We start from the raw sequence: 20,536 nt of genomic DNA, 5'->3' as shown, positions 1-20,536 counted from the left end.
AATGTTTGTAGGATAACGATATTATGGGGGAAGATATAATTTTATGTACAAAATTTTATTGGTGGATGATGAGATCCTTGTCAGGGATGCCATCAGGGAGAATATTGACTGGGGAAAGCTGGATTGTGAACTGATAGGAGACTGTGAGAACGGGAAGCAGGCTGTGGAGTTTGTAAAAACACATGAGGTAGATATTGTTCTCACAGATATTCTCATGCCCTATATGGATGGAATGGAGCTGAGCCATTTTCTCCATGATAATTATCCGGATATTCTGATCGTGATCTTCAGCGGTTTCGGAGAGTTCGAGTATGCAAAAAAAGCAATACAGTATAATGTAAGCGAATATATGCTGAAGCCGGTTACTGCCATGGAACTGACCAAGGTTATCGGAAATATGAAGGAAAAACTGGATTCTAGGAAAAAAGAACAAAGGAAGATGGAGTCTTTGACCCAGGTTTCCCAGGATTATCATAAGAATGCAAATGTGATCCGTTCTAAGGCATTGGATTGTCTGGTGAAATGCACCAGAGATGTGCAGGTCAGCCTGGATGAATTGGAGAGGATGGGAATTACTTTCCAGGCTGCCAGCTACAGAGTGGCAGTGTTTGATATAGACACGTATTCGGACATGTATCAGATGGACATGGATAAACAGCAGGAGAGTGCACTTATGGCTTTTGTGCTGTTTAATGTAGGCGATGAGATTGTGGTACGGGAGAAGGCAGGCGTGGTATACCAGGAGGGAAACAACCGTGTGTGTATCATTTTTGCCGGAAACAGGACAAAGGAATTTTCTGAGAGCATCCACAGGATCTGCCATGAAATCCAGGAGAAGGTAAAGGAGGTAATTGGGCTTGAAACCTCCATTGGAATCGGGAGCTGGGTACGATCACCACATGAGCTGATTTATTCCTACCGGCTGGCTGCCAAAGCCATTGATTATCGTTATCTTCTGGGTGGAAATCTGCTTTTTGATATGGAAGAGAAAAAAACAGACAATTCTATTTTTCTGATAAATGATCTGGAAATACTTACAGAGTCAATCAAGTCCGGAGACAGAAGGCTTATGGAGAAAACACTGGGACAGATTGAGACAGAAATTAAATCCGCATTGGTGGGAAAAAGTTATGCTTGCATCTATCTGCAGCAGGTGATCCGTGCAATTGGAAATACTTGCCAGTCTCTCGGCGAGGAGCCGGAAAAGATTATAGCTCAGAGAGAAGCTCTTCTGAAAGCAGTTACAGAGCAGAGAATGTTCTCTCAGGCAGCAGCCCTGGTAGAGAAGTATGCGCAGGAAGTGTTTGATGCATTGCAGGAGCTGAATAGCTCCAACGGACAGAGACAAGGGATGCTGGCAATGGACTATATACAGAAAAATTATATGGATCCATGTCTGAGTCTGAACAGTATCTGTTCCTATTTAAATATCAGCACCAGTTATTTCAGTACCATATTTAAGGAAATGACAGGAGAGACTTTTATAGAAGTGCTGACCAGGGTCAGGATGGAGAAGGCTAAAGAGCTTTTGGAGAATACCACCATGAAAAATTATGAGATTGCAGAAAAGGTAGGCTTCTCAGACCCTCATTATTTTGGGATTTCCTTTAAAAAGATAACAGGGAAAACACCTACTGAATATGCAAGGGAGAAACGCCGATGAAGAAAAAAGGAATAGCTGCAAGGCTTCCTGTGAAATTTAAAAGTATCCAGAGCGCGATCTTTTGTGCGGTTTCAATCCTGGTATTAAGTGCAGTGCTGGTAGTAACAGTTGTTTCTCTGCGATATACCAATTCTTCTATTTATGAGAACTCCGTTATGTATACACAGACAATTATCGGGCAGCTGAATCAGAACATAGATTCCTATATCAGTTACATGGATAATATTGCGTCCCTGGTAGCTGGAAGCGGAGATGCCTATAAATATCTGTACAGTGAAAGCGGAATAGATGCTCTCTCTCTGAAGGAATATAATCAGTGCAGACAGCGTCTGACAGAACAGTTTAAGACCATACTGAAGGGTAGGTCTGACATCCGCAATATCGGAATTGTGCGCAGAGAAAATGGAAGTTCATCCCTGTTTAATAACGGGATGTCTACCCGTAATCAGAACTTGAAGCTTGATACTCAGCGCTGGTATGCAGATGCTGTGGGAAAATATGATCATTACAACCTGACCTCCTCCCATGTGCAGAATGTGATCAGTGGGGAACGCCCCTGGGTGATCACTCTCAGCCGCGGAATCCGCAATTATACAGGAGAAGGAGACAGTGATGGAGTCGTTTTTATTGACCTGAACTACAGTGCCATCAGTGAACTGTGTACGCAGAACAGTGTGGGAGCGAAAGGCTATGTGTTTATTCTGGATCAAAATGGAAATATTGTGTATCATCCACAGCAGCAACAGCTTTATAATGAACTGCAGACGGAAAACATTTCCCTGATTATGAATGCGAAAACAGATGTGGTTACAGCAGGAAAGGGTGATGATGAGAAAATATATGCTCTGTCCCATTCTGAGACAACCGGATGGACCATTGTAGGCTGCATGAATATGTCTGAGCTTTTGAAAAACAGCAGAAAAGCCAGAAGTATTTATGTGCTGGTAGCCCTGGGACTGATCGCAATAGCTCTGGTGATTTCCAGCGAGATTGCCAGAAATATTACCTTCCCGATCCAGAAACTCCGTGATTCTATGAAAAGAGTACAGAAGGGAGATTTTTCTGCTGCAGAAATTGAAGTGTATTCGGACAATGAGATTGGAAGCCTGACCCGATCCTTTAATGTGATGACTCACAAGATCCAGGATCTGATGGCTCAGAACATTCAGGAGCAGGAGCAGAAACGAAAAATTGAACTGAAAGCACTTCAGTCCCAGATCAATCCTCATTTCTTATATAATACACTGGATTCTATTATCTGGATGGCAGAGGGAAAGAAGAATGAAGAGGTAGTACTTATGACTGCTTCTCTGGCGCGGCTTCTCAGGCAAAGTATCAGTATTGAAAATGAACTGGTGACCATTGGGCAGGAAATAGAGTATGTAAGAAGTTATCTTACGATTCAGAAGATGCGATACAAGGACAAGCTGGAATTTGAGATCAATGTGGATCCACGGATCACCCATGCACAGATCATCCGTCTGGTGCTGCAGCCCATTGTAGAGAATGCCATCTATCATGGACTGAAATATAAAGAGAGCAAGGGAATGCTCAAGGTTCATGGCTATGAACTGGGAGAACGGATCATTATTGATATTACAGATGACGGTGTAGGCATGGATGAAGAGACCCTGAAACATATCTATGATAAGCATAAGGTTAACTACCATTCAAATGGAGTGGGAGTGTATAATGTACAGCAGCGACTGGTTCTTTATTATGGAAAGGAATATGGAATTATCTATCATAGCGAAAAAGGAAAGGGAACTACAGCGACTGTTGTGATTCCTAAAAATCAGGAGGATGTCCATGAGAAAATATAGAAAAGTGATTATTATTATTATAATTCTTATGGCTGCCCTTTTGGTGGCTGTGACAGGATTGATGTCTCCGGGAGTGACGCAGACCAGAGAGTGTTCTCTGATCTATATTCCAAAGATTAAGGATGATACCAATGATTTCTGGTCATCATTGATTTCCGGATGCAAAATGGCTGCAGAGGAATATGGCTCAAAACTGGAGATCATGGCACCGGACAAAGAGGAAGATATTGAAGAACAGAATCATCTGCTTAAGGCAGCCATTGAAAAGGAACCGGATGCCATCCTGTTCTCTCCCTCCAGTATGAGTGCGTCAGATAAACTGCTGAAAGAGGCAAAGGAAAAGGGAATCCGCATTACCTATATTGACTCTTATACAGAGGAGGAGCTTCAGGATCTTACTGTTGCTACAGATAATGTGGAGGCAGGCAGACGTCTGGGGGAATATGCCAGAACCTTGCTGGACGAGGATTCCAGGCTTGCCATAGTCAGCCATGTAAAAGGGGTTTCGACTGCAGTGGAAAGAGAACAGGGCTTCAGAGAAGGTCTGGGGGATTATGCAAAAAATATTGTAGAGGTGGTTTACTGTAATTCCCTTTTTGAAAAATCCTATGAGTTGACCAATGAACTGATGGAGAAATATCCGGATCTGGAAATGATTGCAGGTATGAATGAATATTCTGCTGTAGGTGTAGGGCGTGCAGTCAGTGATGCAGGGGCAAAGGACAGGATCGCGGTAGTCGGTGTGGATTGCTCCCAGGAGGCCATTAATCTGATGGAAATGGGAGTTTACAAAGGGATTATTGTGCAGAAGGCTTTCCGTATGGGATATATGGGAGTAGAGGAGACAATCCATATGCTGAACGGAGACTCTGTGGCGAAAAATATTGATTCCGGCTGTGAACTGGTGACACCGGACAATATGTATGACAGTGATATTGAACGTCTGATCTTCCCTTTTTACTGAAAAACTTCTTATTATGATATCAGGGTCAAAAGGTCAAAAGTCGTTTATGCTTGCATGATAAGACTTTTGAACTTGGGACCCGCCAAACATGAGAAAGTAGCGATTTACGCAGTAAATCAGCGGATTTCGAATGTTTGAGAATTGTGGGAGCTGCTTTGCAACGGAACAATTCGTGGATATCAGGTTTACAAATGTAAAAGTAAATGGTTATTATGTTACAGAAAAGGTTAAATATTTCCTATGCACAGATAGGAAATATTTAACCTTTTTTTGGAAGATATTCCATTACAATTATCCGGGCATTAAGGTAAGATATATTCAACAACAAGAGAGATAAAATATAAGGAGGGTGAAAAACTTGGAAAAGTTGAAACAAAATCCAGTTGTTAAGAAGCTTGGGCTGAACAGAATCCTGCTTGTCTGTATTCTGATTCTCATGTTCGTTGTTTTCAAAGTAGTTCTGGGAAGTAAATTCCCTGTGGCTGACAGTATTAAATCTACTTTGAACTATGTATACTTCCTTGGCTTCCTGTCACTTGGAGTAACATTCGTAATTGCAACCGGAGGAATCGATTTCTCTATCGGACCGGTAATGTTCTGTTGTGCCCTGATTTCAGGATACTGCATGACAGCTTATCATGTACCATGTGCCCTGGCAATGGTGATCTGTGTGCTGATCGGATTTGCCTTTGGTATGTTTAATGGTTTTATGGTATCCTACATGTCAGTTCCGGCGTTCATTATTTCCATGGCGTCTATGAACATTGCAAAAGGTCTTGCATCTGTATTTACCAAAACTCAGTCCGTAAGCTGGCCTCAGTCTTCAGATCCTGTAAACGGATGGTTCAGAAATATCATTTCTTACAATGGTTTTCCTGTAGGACTTGTGATTTTCCTGATTGCAGCTGTGCTTTGCGGCATTATTCTTTACAACACAAAACCGGGACGTTATATCCTTTGTCTTGGTTCTAACAGCGAAGCGGTTCGCCTTTCCGGTGTTAATACCAGAAAATGGCAGATGCTTGCTTATGTAATCTGCGGTGTTTTGGTTGGAATCGCAGGACTGTTCTTCGTAGGAGCTTATACAACTGTTCAGCCTGGATACGGCGACCAGTACAACAACGAAGCAATTGCAGGTTGTGTAATGGGTGGTACTTCCATGGTTGGTGGACTTGCTTCTATCGGCGGTACAGTAATCGGTGTGTTTATCATCTCACTTCTTCAGCAGGGAATCATGGCATTTGGCCTTGGTAAAGGACAGCAGATGATCATCACAGGTCTCATTGTAATCGCAGCAGTTTACGTCGACGTATCTGCAAGACGCAGAAAGAACTGATCGGAAGGGAGGATGTAACAATGGGTGAAGTTATTTTAACTATGAAGGACATTGATAAGTCCTTTCCTGGAGTTCATGCCCTTGATCACGTTAATTTCGAGGTGAAACGCGGCGAAGTACATGCACTTATGGGAGAAAACGGTGCCGGTAAATCTACACTGATGAAGGTTCTTACCGGTATTTATCAGAAAGATTCAGGCAGTATTACATATAAGGGTAAGGAAACAGAGTTCCACAGTACCAGAGAAGCACAGGATGCAGGTGTTGTAATCGTGCATCAGGAGCTGAACATGGTAGGTGACCTGACAGTTGCCCAGAATATTTTCATCGGACGTGAGCCAAAGAAGGGATTACGTATTGATGACAAGAAAATGATCGAAGATTCCAAGAAGCTTTTCAAGGATCTGAATATTGAAATCAATCCAAGAGAAAAGATGAAAAACCTTACAGTAGGTAAGCAGCAGATGTGCGAGATTGCCAAGGCAATTTCCCATAAAGCGGAGGTTATTGTTTTCGATGAGCCTTCCGCTGCACTGACAGAGAAGGAAATCGCTGATTTATTTGAGATTATCCGTGACCTGCGTAAGAAAAATTTGGGAATTGTTTATATCTCACACCGTATGGATGAGATCAAGGTGATCACAGACCGTGTAACAGTCATGCGAGACGGTGGTTATGTGGGAACACTGGTTACAGCAGAAAGTACAAAAGAAGATATCATCAACATGATGGTTGGTCGTGTTATTTACGAAGATCCGAAGGAACACAGCATGGTTGCACCAGATGCACCGGTTGTTCTGAAAGTAGAACATCTGAATGCAGGTAAGATGGTTCAGGATGTAAGCTTTGAGCTTCGTAAAGGAGAAATCCTTGGTTTCTCAGGACTGATGGGTGCAGGACGTACAGAGACTGCCAGAGCATTATTCGGAGCAGACCCGAAACAGAGTGGAAAGATTTCCATTATGGGCAAAGACGGACAGCTTCATGAAGTTACCATCAACAGTCCTCAGGATGCAGTTAAATACGGTATCGGTTATTTGTCAGAGGACAGAAGAAGATATGGTTGTGTTGTACAGAAATCTGTAACAGAAAATACTACACTGGCAACTATGGAAGAATTTACCAGTGGTCTCCTGATCAATAAGGCGAAAGAAAAAGAAGTTGCAGAGAGATATGTGAAAGAACTGGCAACTAAGACTCCAAACTGCGAGCAGCTGGTAGTCAATCTTTCCGGTGGTAACCAGCAGAAGGTGGTTATCGCAAAATGGCTGACACGAGACAGTGACATCCTTATTTTCGATGAGCCAACCAGAGGTATCGACGTTGGTGCCAAGAATGAAATTTACAAGTTAATGAACAAACTGGCAGCAGAAGGTAAATCCATTATCATGATCTCTTCTGAAATGACAGAAGTTCTCCGAATGAGTGACCGAATCATCATCATGTGTGAAGGTAAAGTAACTGGAGATATTGATATTTCCGAAGCTACACAGGAACACATTATGAGTAAGGCTACACGAAATATTGATTAAGGAGGAAAGTCATGACTAAGAAGAAAAAAAGTATTTTAAGTGATCAGAGATTTGTTGTATTGCTGGTTATCATTGTACTGGCTGCATTCTTCTCTTTCAGAAGTGCTGAGTTCAGAAAATACACTACACTTCTGAGTATGCTGGATTTCTCATACTATGACCTTCTGATGGCAATCGGTGTTACATTCCCGCTTATTACCGGAGGTGTAGACCTGTCAATCGGTACTGGTATGGTATGTTACGCATTGATTTCAGGATCTTTGATAAGAAATAACAACCTTCCGGTTGCAGTGGCAATGTTACTTTGCATTGTACTTGGACTTATTGTAGGAGCAGCAAATGGTGTGCTGATCGGTGTTATGAACCTGCCTCCATTCCTTGCTACCCTTTGTACCTGTATGATTACCCGTGGTGCTGGTTCTCTTTGCAGTGCTACACCATGGCCGGCATTATCACAGGATGGTGGATGGTTCCACACAATCTTCAAGATTACAGTTGGTACAGGAAGAAGCGCTTCCCGTTATCCAATCGGTTTCCTGTGGATGGTTATCCTGGTTCTTGTAATGGAGTTCGTACTGAATAAGACAAAATTTGGACGTTACACCATTGCAATCGGTTCCAACAAAGAAGCAGCAGCTCTTTCAGGAATCAACGTTAAATTCTACCATGTAATGGTATATGTAGTCTGCGGTCTGTTTACAGGTCTTGCAGCTATCGCATATGCAGCAGTTACACCTACTGTACAGCCTGGTACAGGTGCCGGACTTGAGATGGATGCCATCGGCGGTGTATTCGTAGGTGGTGTTGCAGCAACAGGTGGTTACGGTTCCGTAATCGGTACATTTGTTGGTATCTTTGTCATCATGCTCTTAAAGACAGGTCTTCCATACATCGGCCTGCAGGCAAACTGGCAGCAGATCATCACAGGTATCGTTCTGATCGTAGCAGTCCTGATCGATATTATGAAAGAAAAGAAAGGCTCCCACTAATAGCCGGGTAGCCATACTGCGATAGGAATCGCAGAAATGTAAGGGATAATGAAACAACGGAGGAGCAAGGCTGCTTTTCATGAAAATAGGGATAAGAGTAGTGAAAGGCAGTAGTTCTTCTGGGGTATCATCATAAAAAACTATATAATTTTTTCTTAAAAGGAGGAAGTATTAAATGAAAGCAAAGAAAGTGATCGCATTAGTTATGTGTGCAACAATGGTAGCAGGAATGTCAGCTACATGTGTTATGGCAGCAGATGATATGCCAGAGCAGTTCAAAGATCTGAAAGCAGCTGAAGCTTATGAATTCCCGATGATGGTTAAATCTTTCCAGGCTACATACTGGGATGCAGCTCAGGAAGGTATGAAGAAAGCAGCTGAAGAACTTGGCGTTACATATACAGCACAGGGACCAAACAGTGAATCTGATATTGCTGACCAGGTTAACATGATCAACACAGCAATCGCTTCCAGCCCTAAAGGAATCGGTATTGCAGCATGCGATACATCTTCTGTACAGGATGCTCTGAAGACTTGCGTTGAAAAGGGAATCCCGGTTGTAACATTCGATACAGGTATTGCTGATGCTCCGGAAGGATCTGTTGTTTGTGAAGTTTGTACAGACAATGCACAGGCTGGTTCTGTAGCAGCTGAGCATATGTATGATGCGATCAAAGATGTTATTGCAAACGCTGAGGGACAGGTTATCATCGGTGAAGTTAACCAGGATGCTACAGCTCAGAACATCCAGCAGCGTGGTACAGGTTTCATCAACAAAATGATCGAACTTGTTAAAGCTGATGGCAAAACAGTAGCAGTTAAAGGTAATGATTTCTATGTAAACGCAGCAGAAGGCGCTGACGCTGAAGAAGCTGATGCAGATGTTGTTATCCAGGTAGGTGTTCCTGCACAGACAACTGTAGAGCTTTGCTCCACAGAGGCTCAGGCAATCCTTTCCCAGGAAAACTGTATCGCAGTTTTCGGTTCCAACCAGGTTTCTGCAGAAGGTGTTCTTGCAGCAAACAACAACCTGAACGTTCTTGGATCTGACGCAGCAAACGGTGATGTAATCGGTGTTGGTTTCGATGCTGGTACAACAATCAAAACAGCTGTACAGGATGGAACATTCCTTGGTGCAGTTACACAGTCTCCTCTGATGATGGGATACTATGCAATCTACGCTCTGACAGCAGCAGCTAACGGACAGGAGCTTGAAGATGTTCCTACAGCTGGTTACTGGTATGATTCCACTAACATGGAAGACGAAAGCATCGCTCCTAACCTTTATGACTAATTTTTAATTAGTGATAATTAAGAACGGTAAATAGTTAAAATAACGCCGCACTGCCCATGGCTGTGCGGCGTTACTGGTTACTGGGAGGCGATAAATGAAGGTGACAGAAGAACTACTGAAGGAAAAGAAAAAGACAGATCTTAATTTTTCTGACGGAATTATTCTTCCGGACGGAGACTATCGTCCTATCAGTAAAGGGGGGCATCTTCACAGACTGATGGAGCTTTTGCCACAGACCGAGGATGAGATCTGGAAGCTGATCCCGGAGGATGATTCCCCATTATTCTGGCTGATCGAGAAGACTGGCTGTGTCCTGACAGATTATAATAATTCCTTAGGAATGAAGATGACTGCTGAACAGCAGAGAGTATTTGATGCAATGCGCAGACATGGTTTTATTACAGATGATTACTATGATCTCACAAAGCAGCGTGAAAAAGTAAAAAAAGAACGAGAAGAAAAGGCTGAAAAATAGAAAAAGTTAAGCAATAAAGCACTTCATATAGGGGATAAGCCGGGAGTTTGCAAATAAGGACTCTTTTTTAAACAAACCAGGTTCTTAAACTAGGGTTGGAAATAGTTTAAAATGGCATTATCAAGTATGGAGAGAATGTTTTTGGTTATTGTTTTACGGATAAACAGTAACTGTTCCAATTACAATGATCTTACATATTGAGGAGGATTTAAAATGGCAACATATTATTTAGCAGTAGATATCGGAGCATCCAGCGGACGTCACATTCTTGGACATATGGAAAACGGAAAAATGGTTCTGGAAGAGATCGATCGTTTTGAAAATGGAATGGTAAAGAAAGACGGAGAACTCTGCTGGGAATTTGACCGCCTTTTTAAAGAGGTTGTAAATGGTCTGAAGAAATGTAAAGAGATCGGCAAACTTCCTGTAAGCATGGGTGTAGACACCTGGGGTGTTGATTTCGTACTGCTTGACAAAGATGACAAAGTTCTTGGAAATACAGTAGGATATCGTGATCACCGTACAGAGGGAATGGACGAAGAAGTTTATAAGGCTATTTCCCTGAAAGATCTCTATGCAAGAACAGGTATCCAGAAAGCTGATTATAATACCATCTATCAGCTGATGGCAGTGAAAAAGAAACATCCGGAATATCTGGAGCAGGCAGAGACACTTCTTCATGTGCCGGATTACTTCCATTTCCTTCTTACAGGACAGAAAACCTGTGAGTACACAGAAGCTACAACAGGACAGCTTGTAAGCCCGATCACCAAGGATTGGGATTATGAACTGATCGATATGCTCGGTTATCCGAGAAAAATGTTCCAGAAGCTGATCATGCCTGGCACAAGCATCGGACATCTGTCAGATAAGATCAGAGAAGAAGTGGGATTTGACCTGGAGGTAGTGGCACCTGCAACACATGATACAGGATCCGCTGTACTGGCAGTTCCTGCAAATGATGATGACTTTATCTATATCAGTTCCGGAACATGGTCACTGATGGGTATTGAGAGAAAAGAAGCAGACTGCTCTGAGAAGAGCTGTGAGATGAACTTCACAAATGAAGGCGGTTATGCAGGCCGTTTCCGTTATCTGAAGAATATCATGGGACTCTGGATGATCCAGTCTGTACGTCATGAAGTAAATGATGCATACAGCTTTGCAGAGATCTGTGCAATGGCAGAGGAAGCAAAGGATTTCCCGTCAAGAGTAGAGGCAAATGATGAGTGCTTCCTTTCTCCTGACAATATGACAGAAGAAGTTAAGGATTACTGCCGCAGAACAGGACAGAAGGTTCCGGAAACTCTGGGAGAGATTGCAACAGTTATCTACACAAGTCTTGCAGAATGCTATGCAAAGACAGCAAAAGAGCTGGAAGAGATGACAGGCAGAACCTACAGCCGTATCCATATCGTAGGCGGCGGTTCCAACGCAGGATATCTCAATGAGCTGACTGCAAAGGCAACAAAGAAAGAAATCCATGCAGGTCCGGGAGAGGCTACTGCAATCGGAAATATCACAGCACAGATGCTGAAAGCAGAAGAGTTTAAAACAATCGAAGAGGCTCGTACTATTATTCATGAGTCCTTTGGTGTAAAAGTTTATAAATAATAAAAGAGCAGGAATGCAGACTGCATAATGCATAATGAATCCCCGCTCTGAAAACAGGAGGAATCATATTATGTTAGTAAACACGAAGGCAAAAGTTGGTGTATTTTCTATCGCTTTAGGTGCATATCTGCCTCAGTTCCCGTCACTGGTACCGGAATTTGAGTCACAGTATGCAGCATTCAAGAAAACAATCCCGGACACTGTAGAGATTATTGACGGTGGAATGGTAACTACAAAGGAACAGGCAATGGAAGCAGGGGACAAGTTCCGTGCAGCTGATGTTGATCTGGTATTTCTTCAGATGCTTACCTATGCCACATCCTATAACATGCTTCCGGCAGTCCGTGACCTGGATGTACCGGTTGTTCTGGTGAATGTGCAGAAGCTGAAAGCCCTGGATTATGACCACACTGATATTGCCTCCTGGTTAGGAGAGGGGTATGCATGCGGTGCAGTAGGCGAAGCTGTGGCAGACCTGGAGAGAGCAGGCAAGAGACATGCGGTGATCACAGGTGTTGTAGAAGGTGGAGATCCTGGAGTTCAGGCAGAAATCGAAGACTGGTGTAAGGCTGCTCAGGTAAGAAGAAGGTTCCGTGATACCAATATCGCACAGATCGGAAGACCCTATCCGGGTATGATGGATCTCTATATTGATGAGACAAATCTGTACAACAGAATGTTCCTGTATACAAAACAGTTTGACTGGGAGAAAATGTGGGCCATTGCTGATGATATTACAGATGAAGATGTTATCCGTGCAAAAGCTCAGGAAATTCTGGATACCTTTGAGATCGAAGGCGGCGGAACCATTGAGAAAGTATGGGATATGGCGAAATATGTGGTAGCATTTGAGAAATGGGTAAAAGATGAGCATCTTGGAATGATCGCTTCCCATTATGATGGATTTGCACAGGGGAAAGCAGGAGTTCTGGACAGTATGCTGATCCCGGCATTCTCCATGCTGATCAAACAGGGTACAGCCTGCGCTGTAGAAGGGGATATGAAGGTTGCCATGGCAATGAGTATCTTAAAGACCATTTCAGGAACAGGACAGCTTTCTGAGATGTACTCCATTGATTTTAATGATGACATTTGCATTATCGGTCATTCCGGAAGTGGTGATGCTGATATCTCTGATAAGAAACCAACCATGAAGATCGTAAAAGTATTCCACGGTAAGACTGGCGGCGGATATCTGACACAGTTCTATCCATATACAGGTCCTGTTACTTATCTGGCAATCACACAGGATGCAGATGGACACTTTAAATTTGTTGTTGCTGAAGGTGTAAATGAAGAAGGTAAAATCCTTTCCTTTGGTGATACAAATATGAGAACACGTTTCACCTGCGGTGCAAGAGAATTTGTTAACCGTTGGAGTGAAGCTGGTCCAACACATCATATGGCAGCTGCTACAGGAAGACATATTGATACAATTCTGAAGGTTGCAAAGATTTTCAATGTACCGGTAGATATTGTTACAAGATAATAAAATAGTAAGATTTCTCCATGAAAGTGGAATCATATAAAACACATATTCAAAAAGAAAGAAACCTGGCAGATTGTCAGGTTTCTTTTTTTGCAGGAATGCGGATCTGTACTTCAGTGCCCTGTCCGGGCTTGCTTGTGTAGGTAAGTCCGTATTTTGGTCCATACAGGATCTGCAGTCTTCGGTGTGTGTTGTAAATGGCGATATTGGTACCGCCGGTGCTGCTGTGTCCGGTGCCGGAAAGAATGGTAGGCATTTTCTCCGGAGGAATTCCCACACCATCATCGGAGATCAGCAGAACCACATCCTGATCTTCCAGCCATCCGGTGAGTACGATGGTACCGGATTTACTTTCTTTTTCCAGAATACCGTGGAGAATTGAATTTTCTACTACAGGCTGAAGAGTCAGCTTGGGAATCTGATATTCCATCAGCTCATCGGGGATATCAGAAATCAGGTCAATGCTGTCATGATATCGCATATTCTGCAGATTTATATAAATGGAAACATGTTCTTCCTCATGGGCTATGGTGGAAATTCCCTTCTTGCGGCTCAGAGTGAGCTTATAGAACCGGGACAGATTCTGTACAGCTGTGCTGACCTCCCCCGTATGTCCCTGCAAGGCCTGCCAGTTGATCATATCCATAGTGTTATACAGAAAATGTGGGTTGATCTGGGCCTGTAGGGAATTGAATTCTGCGATGCGCAGGTCTTCAGAAGCTTTTGCCTGTTTCTGGATCAGTTCATTCATTTTTCGGGTCATATAGTTATAGGTGTCAATGAGATCACCTACTTCATCGTGATAAACAGGACTATCCATAGGTACCGGTGGTCCCTGCCGTACTTTTTTCATCTGCCGGATCACGGAGGAAAGGCGGCTGGTGATAGAACGGGACAACAGGTTAGCCAATATAATGGCAAAGACCAGGATTGCCAGGTAGATAAGCAGCAGCTGAAAGATCAGCTGATTACTCTGGGTGATCAATGGTCTGGAAGGAAGGATCGTTACCATGTACCAGTTAGGAACAGTAATGCTGTAGAAGCCTGCGTATACAGTTTCCCCCAGAATATTCTGCTCGATGAAATTGTTAGAGGACATAAAGGAGTCCTTGATGGTATCATAGTCCAGCCAGTAAATACCGGAGAGGGAGTCATCAGAGGAAGCCACAGCACTGTTACGGTCATTAATAATATAGGATACACTTCCCTCAAGAGCCAGATTTTCTGAAAGTATCTTTTCGAAAGTGGAACTGGAATAATAAACTGCAACATAGGCATCGTAGACTGCATTGTAATAATTAACGGAGATCTTACGGATATAGGCCAGATCCCCATAGCTCTCTTTTTCCTTTGCACCCAGATAAAAGGGAGGACAGTAAAGCTCTGTCATATGACTGCCCTGAAAAATGCCATACCAGTAGGTTCCCCTTGCCTGGGAAATCGGCAGAAATAGATTACAGGTATTCTCACTGACCAGAAGACTGTTCTGGTCTGCCGGGGCATCCACATAAATTCGGATTCCCTTGATCTGGTGACTGTCGCAGACTGCGTTGACTTTTTCTTTAAATTCTTCTGCCTGTTCCCCGTGGGTCAGATATCCCATGGGAGTGCTTACCGGATTGTGAAAGATGGTTTTAAAAAAAGGAATGGATGCCAGATCATCATAGGCAGCAGTTACATCATCCACAGTGTCTTCAATAAGAGGCGCAGTTTTGGCAGAACTGATCTGTTCTTTGCGGATTGTGTTGGAAACCACCATGTCATAAAGCTGGTGATAAAAAAATACAGCAACCAGAATTGCAGGCACTACAACGATCAGAGTGAGGGCAAGGGTGAATTTGCTCTGAAGCTTCAGATCTCCATACCATGCCCGGAATCCCCGGGGATTTTTCTGTGTCATTTTGATCCCCCTATCTGTTTAATTTTTCTCTGTATTCAGAAGGTGACAGTCCAGTATATTTGCGGAAACTTTTTCCGAAATAATTTCCGTCACTGTAACCGACTCTGGAAGAGATGTCTGCAATTTTATATCGGGGATCTGCCAAAAGAGCCTTAGCTTTTTCCATTCGGAATTCGGTCAGATACTGATTGAGAGTCTGCCCGGTTTCGTTTTTGAAAAAGGTACATACATAGGAGGCAGACAAAAACACATGATCGCTGATATCCTTGACGGATAAGGTTTCATTCCCGTAATTTTTGCTGATATAGTCCCGGATAAGGAAAATGGTGGAATTCTCAGGGACAGCATCCTGCAGATCAGAAAAATAGTTGTCCACCTGGCTGCACAAAGTATTATGAAGCTCCTGAAAGGTAAAACAGTTTTCCAAAAGGGACATCATGCTTCCGGAATTTGAGGAATGTAAGGGTAGCTTTTGCTGTCTGCGGGCATTTTCCAGAGAAAGAAAAAGCTTATAGTACAGATCCTTGGTCTGGTCAGGCAGAATCTGTGTATTCCGGAAATACTGTTCTTCAAGGTCTTTTAAAATCTGTCCGCATTTGTCAGAGTCCTGAGAAGAAAGAGCTTCTGACAGAAGCGATTCCGGAGCAAAGCCGGGGGCAGATTTTGCACTGGAAGAATTTTGGGAAATCTCTGGTGTAAGATAGGAGTTTGCCGGAAAGAAAAAGCTGCTTTCCAGCAGGATCACGGCAGAGGTATATGCCTGATATGCCTTGGAAAATCCATGGTAGCTTTCGCCCATAGCAATAAAATGATCTTCATAGGAGCAAAACTGTTCTTCCAGAAATTTCTGGATATCTGATGCCATAAGTGAAGAAAAAGAATCCGGGCTGAAGATAAAATATACCAGAAATTGAAGCTTTTTTGCCACATACACACAGTCACTGTGATAATGCTGAAGCAGATTATGGAAACCATGGTAAATCTCTTCCGGGGAAGGTTGTACAAATTCCGGGGCAGTGCGCAGACGGATGATCACGCATGTAACCTGGGTACCTGGTCCACAGGGGAGAGCGAGCTCTTCTGCCAGCTGCTCTGCAGCCTGAAGGGAATCTATTCCCGGAGTGGTGAGAAGCTGGGCCAGGCGGGAGGCGTTTTCCATAGACTGCAGAGTTTCTCCTCTGTGTGAGCGGATCTTCTTCGTATAAAGTTCTATGGCTTCCAGCACAGCCTCACGGATTTCAGTTGGATTCAGTGGCTTTTCCATATAGTTTACAGCCTTTAATTTGATGGCGGCTTTCAGATAGTCTTTATCGGAATATCCGCTCATAAAAATAGGGATGGTATCCGGCAGGATTTTTTCCAGCCGTTCCAGCATGGCAATACCGGTCATGCGGGGCATCCGCACATCACAGAGGATAATCTCCGGGCGGTGTTGCTTTGCCATTTCCAGACCATTTATTCCATCGTCAGCCTGGAGGACTTCCTCAATCCCCAATGCTTTCCAGTCAATAGAGGAGATCACACCGGTACGGGTTAGCTCCTCGTCATCTACGATCAGTAATTTCATATCATTTCTCCATTATATATGCTGTAGAAGTTTTTTGCTTCTTATGGTCACAGAGACGGAATGACCACATTTTTCGGTATTATTTTACCATAAAAAGGTATAAAATACGACCTGTAAAAAAACTTCTTTTGTATAATCTTACAATACTAACAGGAAAATATTTTACCCTGATTCTAAATATTTTCCCATTACCCAAAAAGAAACGTGATGCTATGATAAAGCTACATTAAGAAAGAGGGAGGAATCAATAACCGTGTCTGATTATGTTCTTGAGTTAAAAGGCATTACTAAGATTTTCCCGGGCGTGAAGGCATTGAACAATGTTCAGTTTCAGTTAAAACCCGGTGAAGTTCATGCACTGATGGGCGAAAACGGTGCAGGTAAATCTACGTTTATCAAGGTTATTACCGGTGTACATAAAGCAGAAGAGGGAGAGATGTATCTCTTCGGTGAGAAGGTAGACTTCAAAGGACCGAAGGATGCGCAGGCAGCAGGAATTGCAGCCGTTTATCAGCACCCCACATCTTATCCACATCTGTCTGTAGCAGAAAATATTTTTATGGGTCATGAGATCATCAAACATAAGATGATTCAGTGGAAAGCCATGAATGAAGAAGCCAACAAGCTTCTGAAACAGCTGAATGCAGATTTTGATGCTACGGCTGAGATGGGTACCTTAAGTGTGGCACAGCAGCAGATGGTAGAGATTGCCAAGGCTCTTTCCACACATGCTAAGATCGTTATCCTGGATGAGCCCACTGCATCACTGACAAGAAGAGAGTCTGAGGAGCTTTACAGGATCGTAGATCAGCTGAAAGAAGAGGGCGTTTCTATTATCTTTATTTCTCACAGATTTGAAGATATGTACCGTCTGGCTTCCAGAGTTACCGTATTCCGTGATTCCCAGTATATCGGAACTTACGATGTAGATGGAATTACCAATGCAGATCTGATCAAAGCTATGGTTGGCCGTGAGATCAAGGATCTGTTCCCTAAACCAGAGGTAGAGATCGGAGAGGAAATGCTTCGTATAGAAGGACTTTCCAGAACCGGTTATTATAAAAATGTATCCTTTAACGTTCATGCAGGAGAAATCGTGGGACTTACCGGTCTGGTAGGTGCAGGACGTACAGAGGTAGTTGAAAGTGTCTGTGGAATTACCAGACCGGATGAAGGTAAGGTATACCTGGAAGGTCAGGAAGTCCACATCAAACAGCCATCAGATGCAATGGAAAAGGGAATTATCCTTCTTCCTGAGGACCGTCAGAAAGAGGGTCTGATCATGAGCTGGGGACTGGGAAGAAATGTTACTCTTCCAACAATCAGTAAATATGCAAAGAACGGCTTAAATGATGAAAAGACAGAGAGAGATCTGGCAAAGAAGCTTCTGGAGGAAGTGGATACCAAGGCTGTGGATATTTTCCAGCCTGCAAGCTCACTTTCCGGTGGTAATCAGCAGAAGGTAGTTGTTGCCAAGGCTCTGAGCCAGGAAATGAAGGTCGTAATCATGGATGAGCCTACCAAGGGTGTTGACGTTGGTGCAAAGGCTGAGATCTATGCGATTATGGGAGATCTGGCAAAGAAAGGCTATGCCATCATCCTGATCTCTTCAGAAATGCCTGAGATCCTGGGAATGGCAGACAGAATCATCGTTATGTGTAATGGACGTAAAACCGGTGAACTGGACAGAAACGAGGCAACACAGGAGAGAATTCTTGAACTGGCTATGGAGAAAAGCCAGAATGCAGGAGAGGGGGCAGCTAAATAATGGAAAAGAAATCCATCATGAAGAAAATTACAGGCTCTCGTGAAGCGTTGCTGGCAGTGATTCTGATCCTTCTGTGTCTGGTAGTCACAGCAATCAGTCCATCCTTCCTGACACCGAAATCAATCATAGAGCTTCTGAAAAATAACGCAGTCACACTGGTTATGTCACTTGGTATGTTATGTGTTATGCTGGTTGGCGGTATTGATATTTCTATCATGTCAACCCTGGCACTGTCCGGTATGTCCATTGGTATGCTATTGAAATACGGACATATTTCCAATACTTTCCTGGCATTTGTAATCGCCATTGCTATCGGTGCAGCCTGCGGAGCAGTTGTTGGTCTGGTAATCTCCAGGGCAGCGGTACCTCCTATCATTGCAACCATGGGCTTTATGTATGTATTCCGCGCTATGGGATATCTGGTATCCCACGGTGGTGAATGGGCAGGTGCAGCAGCACTTGGAAGCTTCAAAAATTTTGCAACATCTAAATTTCTGGGACTGAACTGTGTGATCTGGATCATCATCCTCTGCTATGTATTCTTCTTCTGGTTCATGAAATGGACAAGAACAGGACGTAAGATTTATGCAGTAGGAAGTAATCCCAGTGCAGCAGAGGTTTCCGGTATTAATGTAAAAAATATTAATTTACTGGTTTATACGATCATGGGTATTCTGGCAGGTCTGGGCGGAGCCCTTCAGGTTTCCATCTATGCATCAGCCATGCCGGATATGCAGTACGGTGGTGAGATGGATGTTATCGCAGCCTGCGTAATCGGTGGTGTAAGCATGAGCGGTGGTCGCGGTACCGTAGTGGGAGCTCTCTTAGGTTCCCTGATCCTGGCAACCATTGCCAAGGCACTTCCTCTGGTAGGAATCGGCGCTCTGTGGCAGAATACGATCAAGGGTGTACTGATCCTGGTGGTAGTTGTAGTGAACGTAGTATTACAGCGAGTTGCTGACAGAAATGCATTAAAAGGAAGGGAGATGTAATTCATGGCTGGAAAATCTGGAAGAAGTATTAACAACGTGCCGGAAAGTCCGATCAAACATATGATATTCAGCTGGGAAGGCATCCTGGTAGTCCTGTTTATCCTGGTTAACATTTTCTGTAAAGGCTTTTCAGAGTATTATAATTTAGAAAATCTGCTCCGTCAGATGCCTGTATATCTTGCTGAGGTATTCTTGATGATTCCTATGGCATATATCCTGGTACTGGGAGAGATTGATATTTCCGTAGGTGCAACCGTGTGTCTGTCTGCTACATTAAGCTGTATGATGTGTAATACAGGAGCACCATTTATCGTAGTAATTCTTACAGCACTGATCGTGGGAACTGTCTGCGGTGCAGTCAATGGTTTTATCCTTACACAGTTTGAGGAGCTGCCTCCGATGATCGTAACACTGGCAACACAGATTATTTTCCGTGGTATTGCCGAGATCGTACTGGGAAGCGGTGGAAGTATCTCAGCATCCAATACAGATGGCTTCCGTCTTATTGGTGGAAAAGTAGGAAAGGTGCCTTACATTCTGTTCCTGGTTCTGATCCTTGCAGTAATTTTTGCAGTGATTCTTGGAAAGTCCACCTTCGGACGAAGAGTATATGCTATTGGTACAAACCGTCTCACAGCATATTACTCAGGAATCCATGTAAAAAAGATCCGCTTTATTATCTACACAGTTATGGGAACTTTCTGTGGACTGTGTGCCCTGTTTCTGGTAGCATCATCTTATGGTGCCAACACCACCACAGGTAATGGATTTGAAATGGATGCCATCGCAATGGCAGTATTCGGAGGAATTTCTTCCACAGGTGGAAAAGGTAATCTGGCAGGTGGTCTGATCTCCGCATTCATTATTGTATGTCTGCGAGTTGGTCTTGGACAGAGAAACGTACATGCACAGGTAATCCTGCTGATCATCGGTGTACTTCTGATCTGTGCAGTAGCACTTCCGAATATTATTGAAAATGTAAAAAGAGCAGTAAAAAAATAAAGCAGTCAGGATCTGCAGAGCGGATCCTGACAGAACTACTCAGTCAGTAGCTGCCCTTTGGGGTAATGGATGAAGGGCAGTTGCAAATAAAAGCTATATAATATTTTATTCATCCAAGGGAGGAAAAA

General features: G+C 43.3%; 15 protein-coding genes. 13 read left to right on the top strand and 2 right to left on the bottom strand.

Going from position 1 to position 20,536, the window contains the following annotated elements; all coding sequences use genetic code 11:
• The first annotated feature begins 43 nt into the window (after positions 1 to 43).
• From H8Z82_RS06900 to H8Z82_RS06855, 10 genes are all read left to right on the top strand, one after another.
• Entirely contained in the window at positions 44 to 1,663 is a 1,620-nt protein-coding gene (locus H8Z82_RS06900; RefSeq protein WP_186994682.1) for a response regulator, read from the top strand.
• The gene (locus tag H8Z82_RS06895) at positions 1,660 to 3,486 is read left to right on the top strand and encodes a sensor histidine kinase (protein ID WP_186994681.1); all 1,827 of its coding nucleotides are present in this window, start codon (positions 1,660 to 1,662) and stop codon (positions 3,484 to 3,486) included. The genes H8Z82_RS06900 and H8Z82_RS06895 overlap by 4 nt, the downstream gene beginning before the upstream one ends.
• On the top strand, positions 3,473 to 4,450 hold the full coding sequence (locus H8Z82_RS06890) for a substrate-binding domain-containing protein (protein WP_186994680.1): 978 nt from the start codon (positions 3,473 to 3,475) through the stop codon (positions 4,448 to 4,450). Before H8Z82_RS06895 ends, H8Z82_RS06890 begins: the two co-directional genes overlap by 14 nt.
• A 358-nt stretch (positions 4,451 to 4,808) precedes the next feature.
• Positions 4,809 to 5,786 carry an ABC transporter permease gene (locus tag H8Z82_RS06885; protein WP_186994679.1) on the top strand — a complete coding sequence of 326 codons (978 nt, stop codon included), beginning with the start codon at positions 4,809 to 4,811 and terminating at the stop codon, positions 5,784 to 5,786.
• A gap of 20 nt (positions 5,787 to 5,806) precedes the next feature.
• On the top strand, positions 5,807 to 7,318 hold the full coding sequence (locus H8Z82_RS06880; protein ID WP_019162683.1) for a sugar ABC transporter ATP-binding protein: 1,512 nt from the start codon (positions 5,807 to 5,809) through the stop codon (positions 7,316 to 7,318).
• Positions 7,319 to 7,329: 11 nt separating this feature from the next.
• Positions 7,330 to 8,307, top strand: a complete 978-nt coding sequence (locus H8Z82_RS06875) for an ABC transporter permease (protein ID WP_019162682.1) — start codon at positions 7,330 to 7,332, stop codon at positions 8,305 to 8,307.
• 175 nt (positions 8,308 to 8,482) lie between these two features.
• Positions 8,483 to 9,601, top strand: coding sequence for a substrate-binding domain-containing protein (locus H8Z82_RS06870; RefSeq protein ID WP_186994678.1), 1,119 nt, complete (start codon positions 8,483 to 8,485; stop codon positions 9,599 to 9,601).
• Between the two features lie 94 nt (positions 9,602 to 9,695).
• On the top strand, positions 9,696 to 10,076 hold the full coding sequence (locus tag H8Z82_RS06865; RefSeq protein WP_019162680.1) for a hypothetical protein: 381 nt from the start codon (positions 9,696 to 9,698) through the stop codon (positions 10,074 to 10,076).
• Between the two features lie 213 nt (positions 10,077 to 10,289).
• Positions 10,290 to 11,690, top strand: coding sequence for a rhamnulokinase (rhaB, locus tag H8Z82_RS06860; RefSeq protein ID WP_186994677.1), 1,401 nt, complete (start codon positions 10,290 to 10,292; stop codon positions 11,688 to 11,690).
• 70 nt (positions 11,691 to 11,760) lie between these two features.
• On the top strand, positions 11,761 to 13,179 hold the full coding sequence (locus H8Z82_RS06855; RefSeq protein ID WP_186994676.1) for an arabinose isomerase: 1,419 nt from the start codon (positions 11,761 to 11,763) through the stop codon (positions 13,177 to 13,179).
• A gap of 76 nt (positions 13,180 to 13,255) precedes the next feature.
• On the opposite strand, the gene H8Z82_RS06850 is transcribed toward H8Z82_RS06855, so the two are convergent.
• Positions 13,256 to 15,079, bottom strand: coding sequence for a sensor histidine kinase (locus tag H8Z82_RS06850; RefSeq protein ID WP_186994675.1), 1,824 nt, complete (start codon positions 15,077 to 15,079; stop codon positions 13,256 to 13,258).
• Positions 15,080 to 15,089: 10 nt separating this feature from the next.
• The gene (locus H8Z82_RS06845; protein WP_019162676.1) at positions 15,090 to 16,646 is read right to left on the bottom strand and encodes a response regulator transcription factor; all 1,557 of its coding nucleotides are present in this window, start codon (positions 16,644 to 16,646) and stop codon (positions 15,090 to 15,092) included.
• 253 nt (positions 16,647 to 16,899) lie between these two features.
• Between H8Z82_RS06845 and H8Z82_RS06840 the strand changes: the two genes are divergently transcribed.
• The 3 genes from H8Z82_RS06840 to H8Z82_RS06830 are packed head-to-tail and all read left to right on the top strand — an operon-like array spanning position 16,900 to position 20,408.
• A complete protein-coding gene (locus tag H8Z82_RS06840; RefSeq protein ID WP_019162675.1) occupies positions 16,900 to 18,414 on the top strand; it encodes a sugar ABC transporter ATP-binding protein in 1,515 nt (504 codons plus the stop codon).
• Positions 18,414 to 19,406 (top strand): ABC transporter permease, encoded by a 993-nt coding sequence (locus tag H8Z82_RS06835; protein ID WP_019162674.1) that lies wholly within the window; start codon positions 18,414 to 18,416, stop codon positions 19,404 to 19,406. Before H8Z82_RS06840 ends, H8Z82_RS06835 begins: the two co-directional genes overlap by 1 nt.
• A 3-nt stretch (positions 19,407 to 19,409) precedes the next feature.
• The gene (locus H8Z82_RS06830; RefSeq protein WP_186994674.1) at positions 19,410 to 20,408 is read left to right on the top strand and encodes an ABC transporter permease; all 999 of its coding nucleotides are present in this window, start codon (positions 19,410 to 19,412) and stop codon (positions 20,406 to 20,408) included.
• The last annotated feature ends 128 nt before the right edge of the window (positions 20,409 to 20,536 follow it).

Source organism: Blautia difficilis (assembly GCF_014297245.1).
GTDB classification, from domain to species: Bacteria; Bacillota; Clostridia; order Lachnospirales; family Lachnospiraceae; genus Blautia_A; species Blautia_A difficilis.
Note: the sequence above shows the minus strand (reverse complement) of the source record. Positions and strands in the feature narration are given on the sequence as shown.

Excerpts from the sequence above, each read along its gene's own strand:
- H8Z82_RS06900 (WP_186994682.1), top strand. The coding sequence starts at position 44 with ATGTACAAAATTTTATTGGTGGATGATGAGATCCTTGTCAGGGATGCC.
- H8Z82_RS06895 (WP_186994681.1), top strand. The coding sequence starts at position 1,660 with ATGAAGAAAAAAGGAATAGCTGCAAGGCTTCCTGTGAAATTTAAAAGT.
- H8Z82_RS06890 (WP_186994680.1), top strand. The coding sequence starts at position 3,473 with ATGAGAAAATATAGAAAAGTGATTATTATTATTATAATTCTTATGGCT.
- H8Z82_RS06880 (WP_019162683.1), top strand. The coding sequence starts at position 5,807 with ATGGGTGAAGTTATTTTAACTATGAAGGACATTGATAAGTCCTTTCCT.
- H8Z82_RS06875 (WP_019162682.1), top strand. The coding sequence starts at position 7,330 with ATGACTAAGAAGAAAAAAAGTATTTTAAGTGATCAGAGATTTGTTGTA.
- H8Z82_RS06870 (WP_186994678.1), top strand. The coding sequence starts at position 8,483 with ATGAAAGCAAAGAAAGTGATCGCATTAGTTATGTGTGCAACAATGGTA.
- H8Z82_RS06865 (WP_019162680.1), top strand. The coding sequence starts at position 9,696 with ATGAAGGTGACAGAAGAACTACTGAAGGAAAAGAAAAAGACAGATCTT.
- rhaB (WP_186994677.1), top strand. The coding sequence starts at position 10,290 with ATGGCAACATATTATTTAGCAGTAGATATCGGAGCATCCAGCGGACGT.
- H8Z82_RS06855 (WP_186994676.1), top strand. The coding sequence starts at position 11,761 with ATGTTAGTAAACACGAAGGCAAAAGTTGGTGTATTTTCTATCGCTTTA.
- H8Z82_RS06850 (WP_186994675.1), bottom strand. The coding sequence starts at position 15,079 with ATGACACAGAAAAATCCCCGGGGATTCCGGGCATGGTATGGAGATCTG.
- H8Z82_RS06845 (WP_019162676.1), bottom strand. The coding sequence starts at position 16,646 with ATGAAATTACTGATCGTAGATGACGAGGAGCTAACCCGTACCGGTGTG.
- H8Z82_RS06835 (WP_019162674.1), top strand. The coding sequence starts at position 18,414 with ATGGAAAAGAAATCCATCATGAAGAAAATTACAGGCTCTCGTGAAGCG.
- H8Z82_RS06830 (WP_186994674.1), top strand. The coding sequence starts at position 19,410 with ATGGCTGGAAAATCTGGAAGAAGTATTAACAACGTGCCGGAAAGTCCG.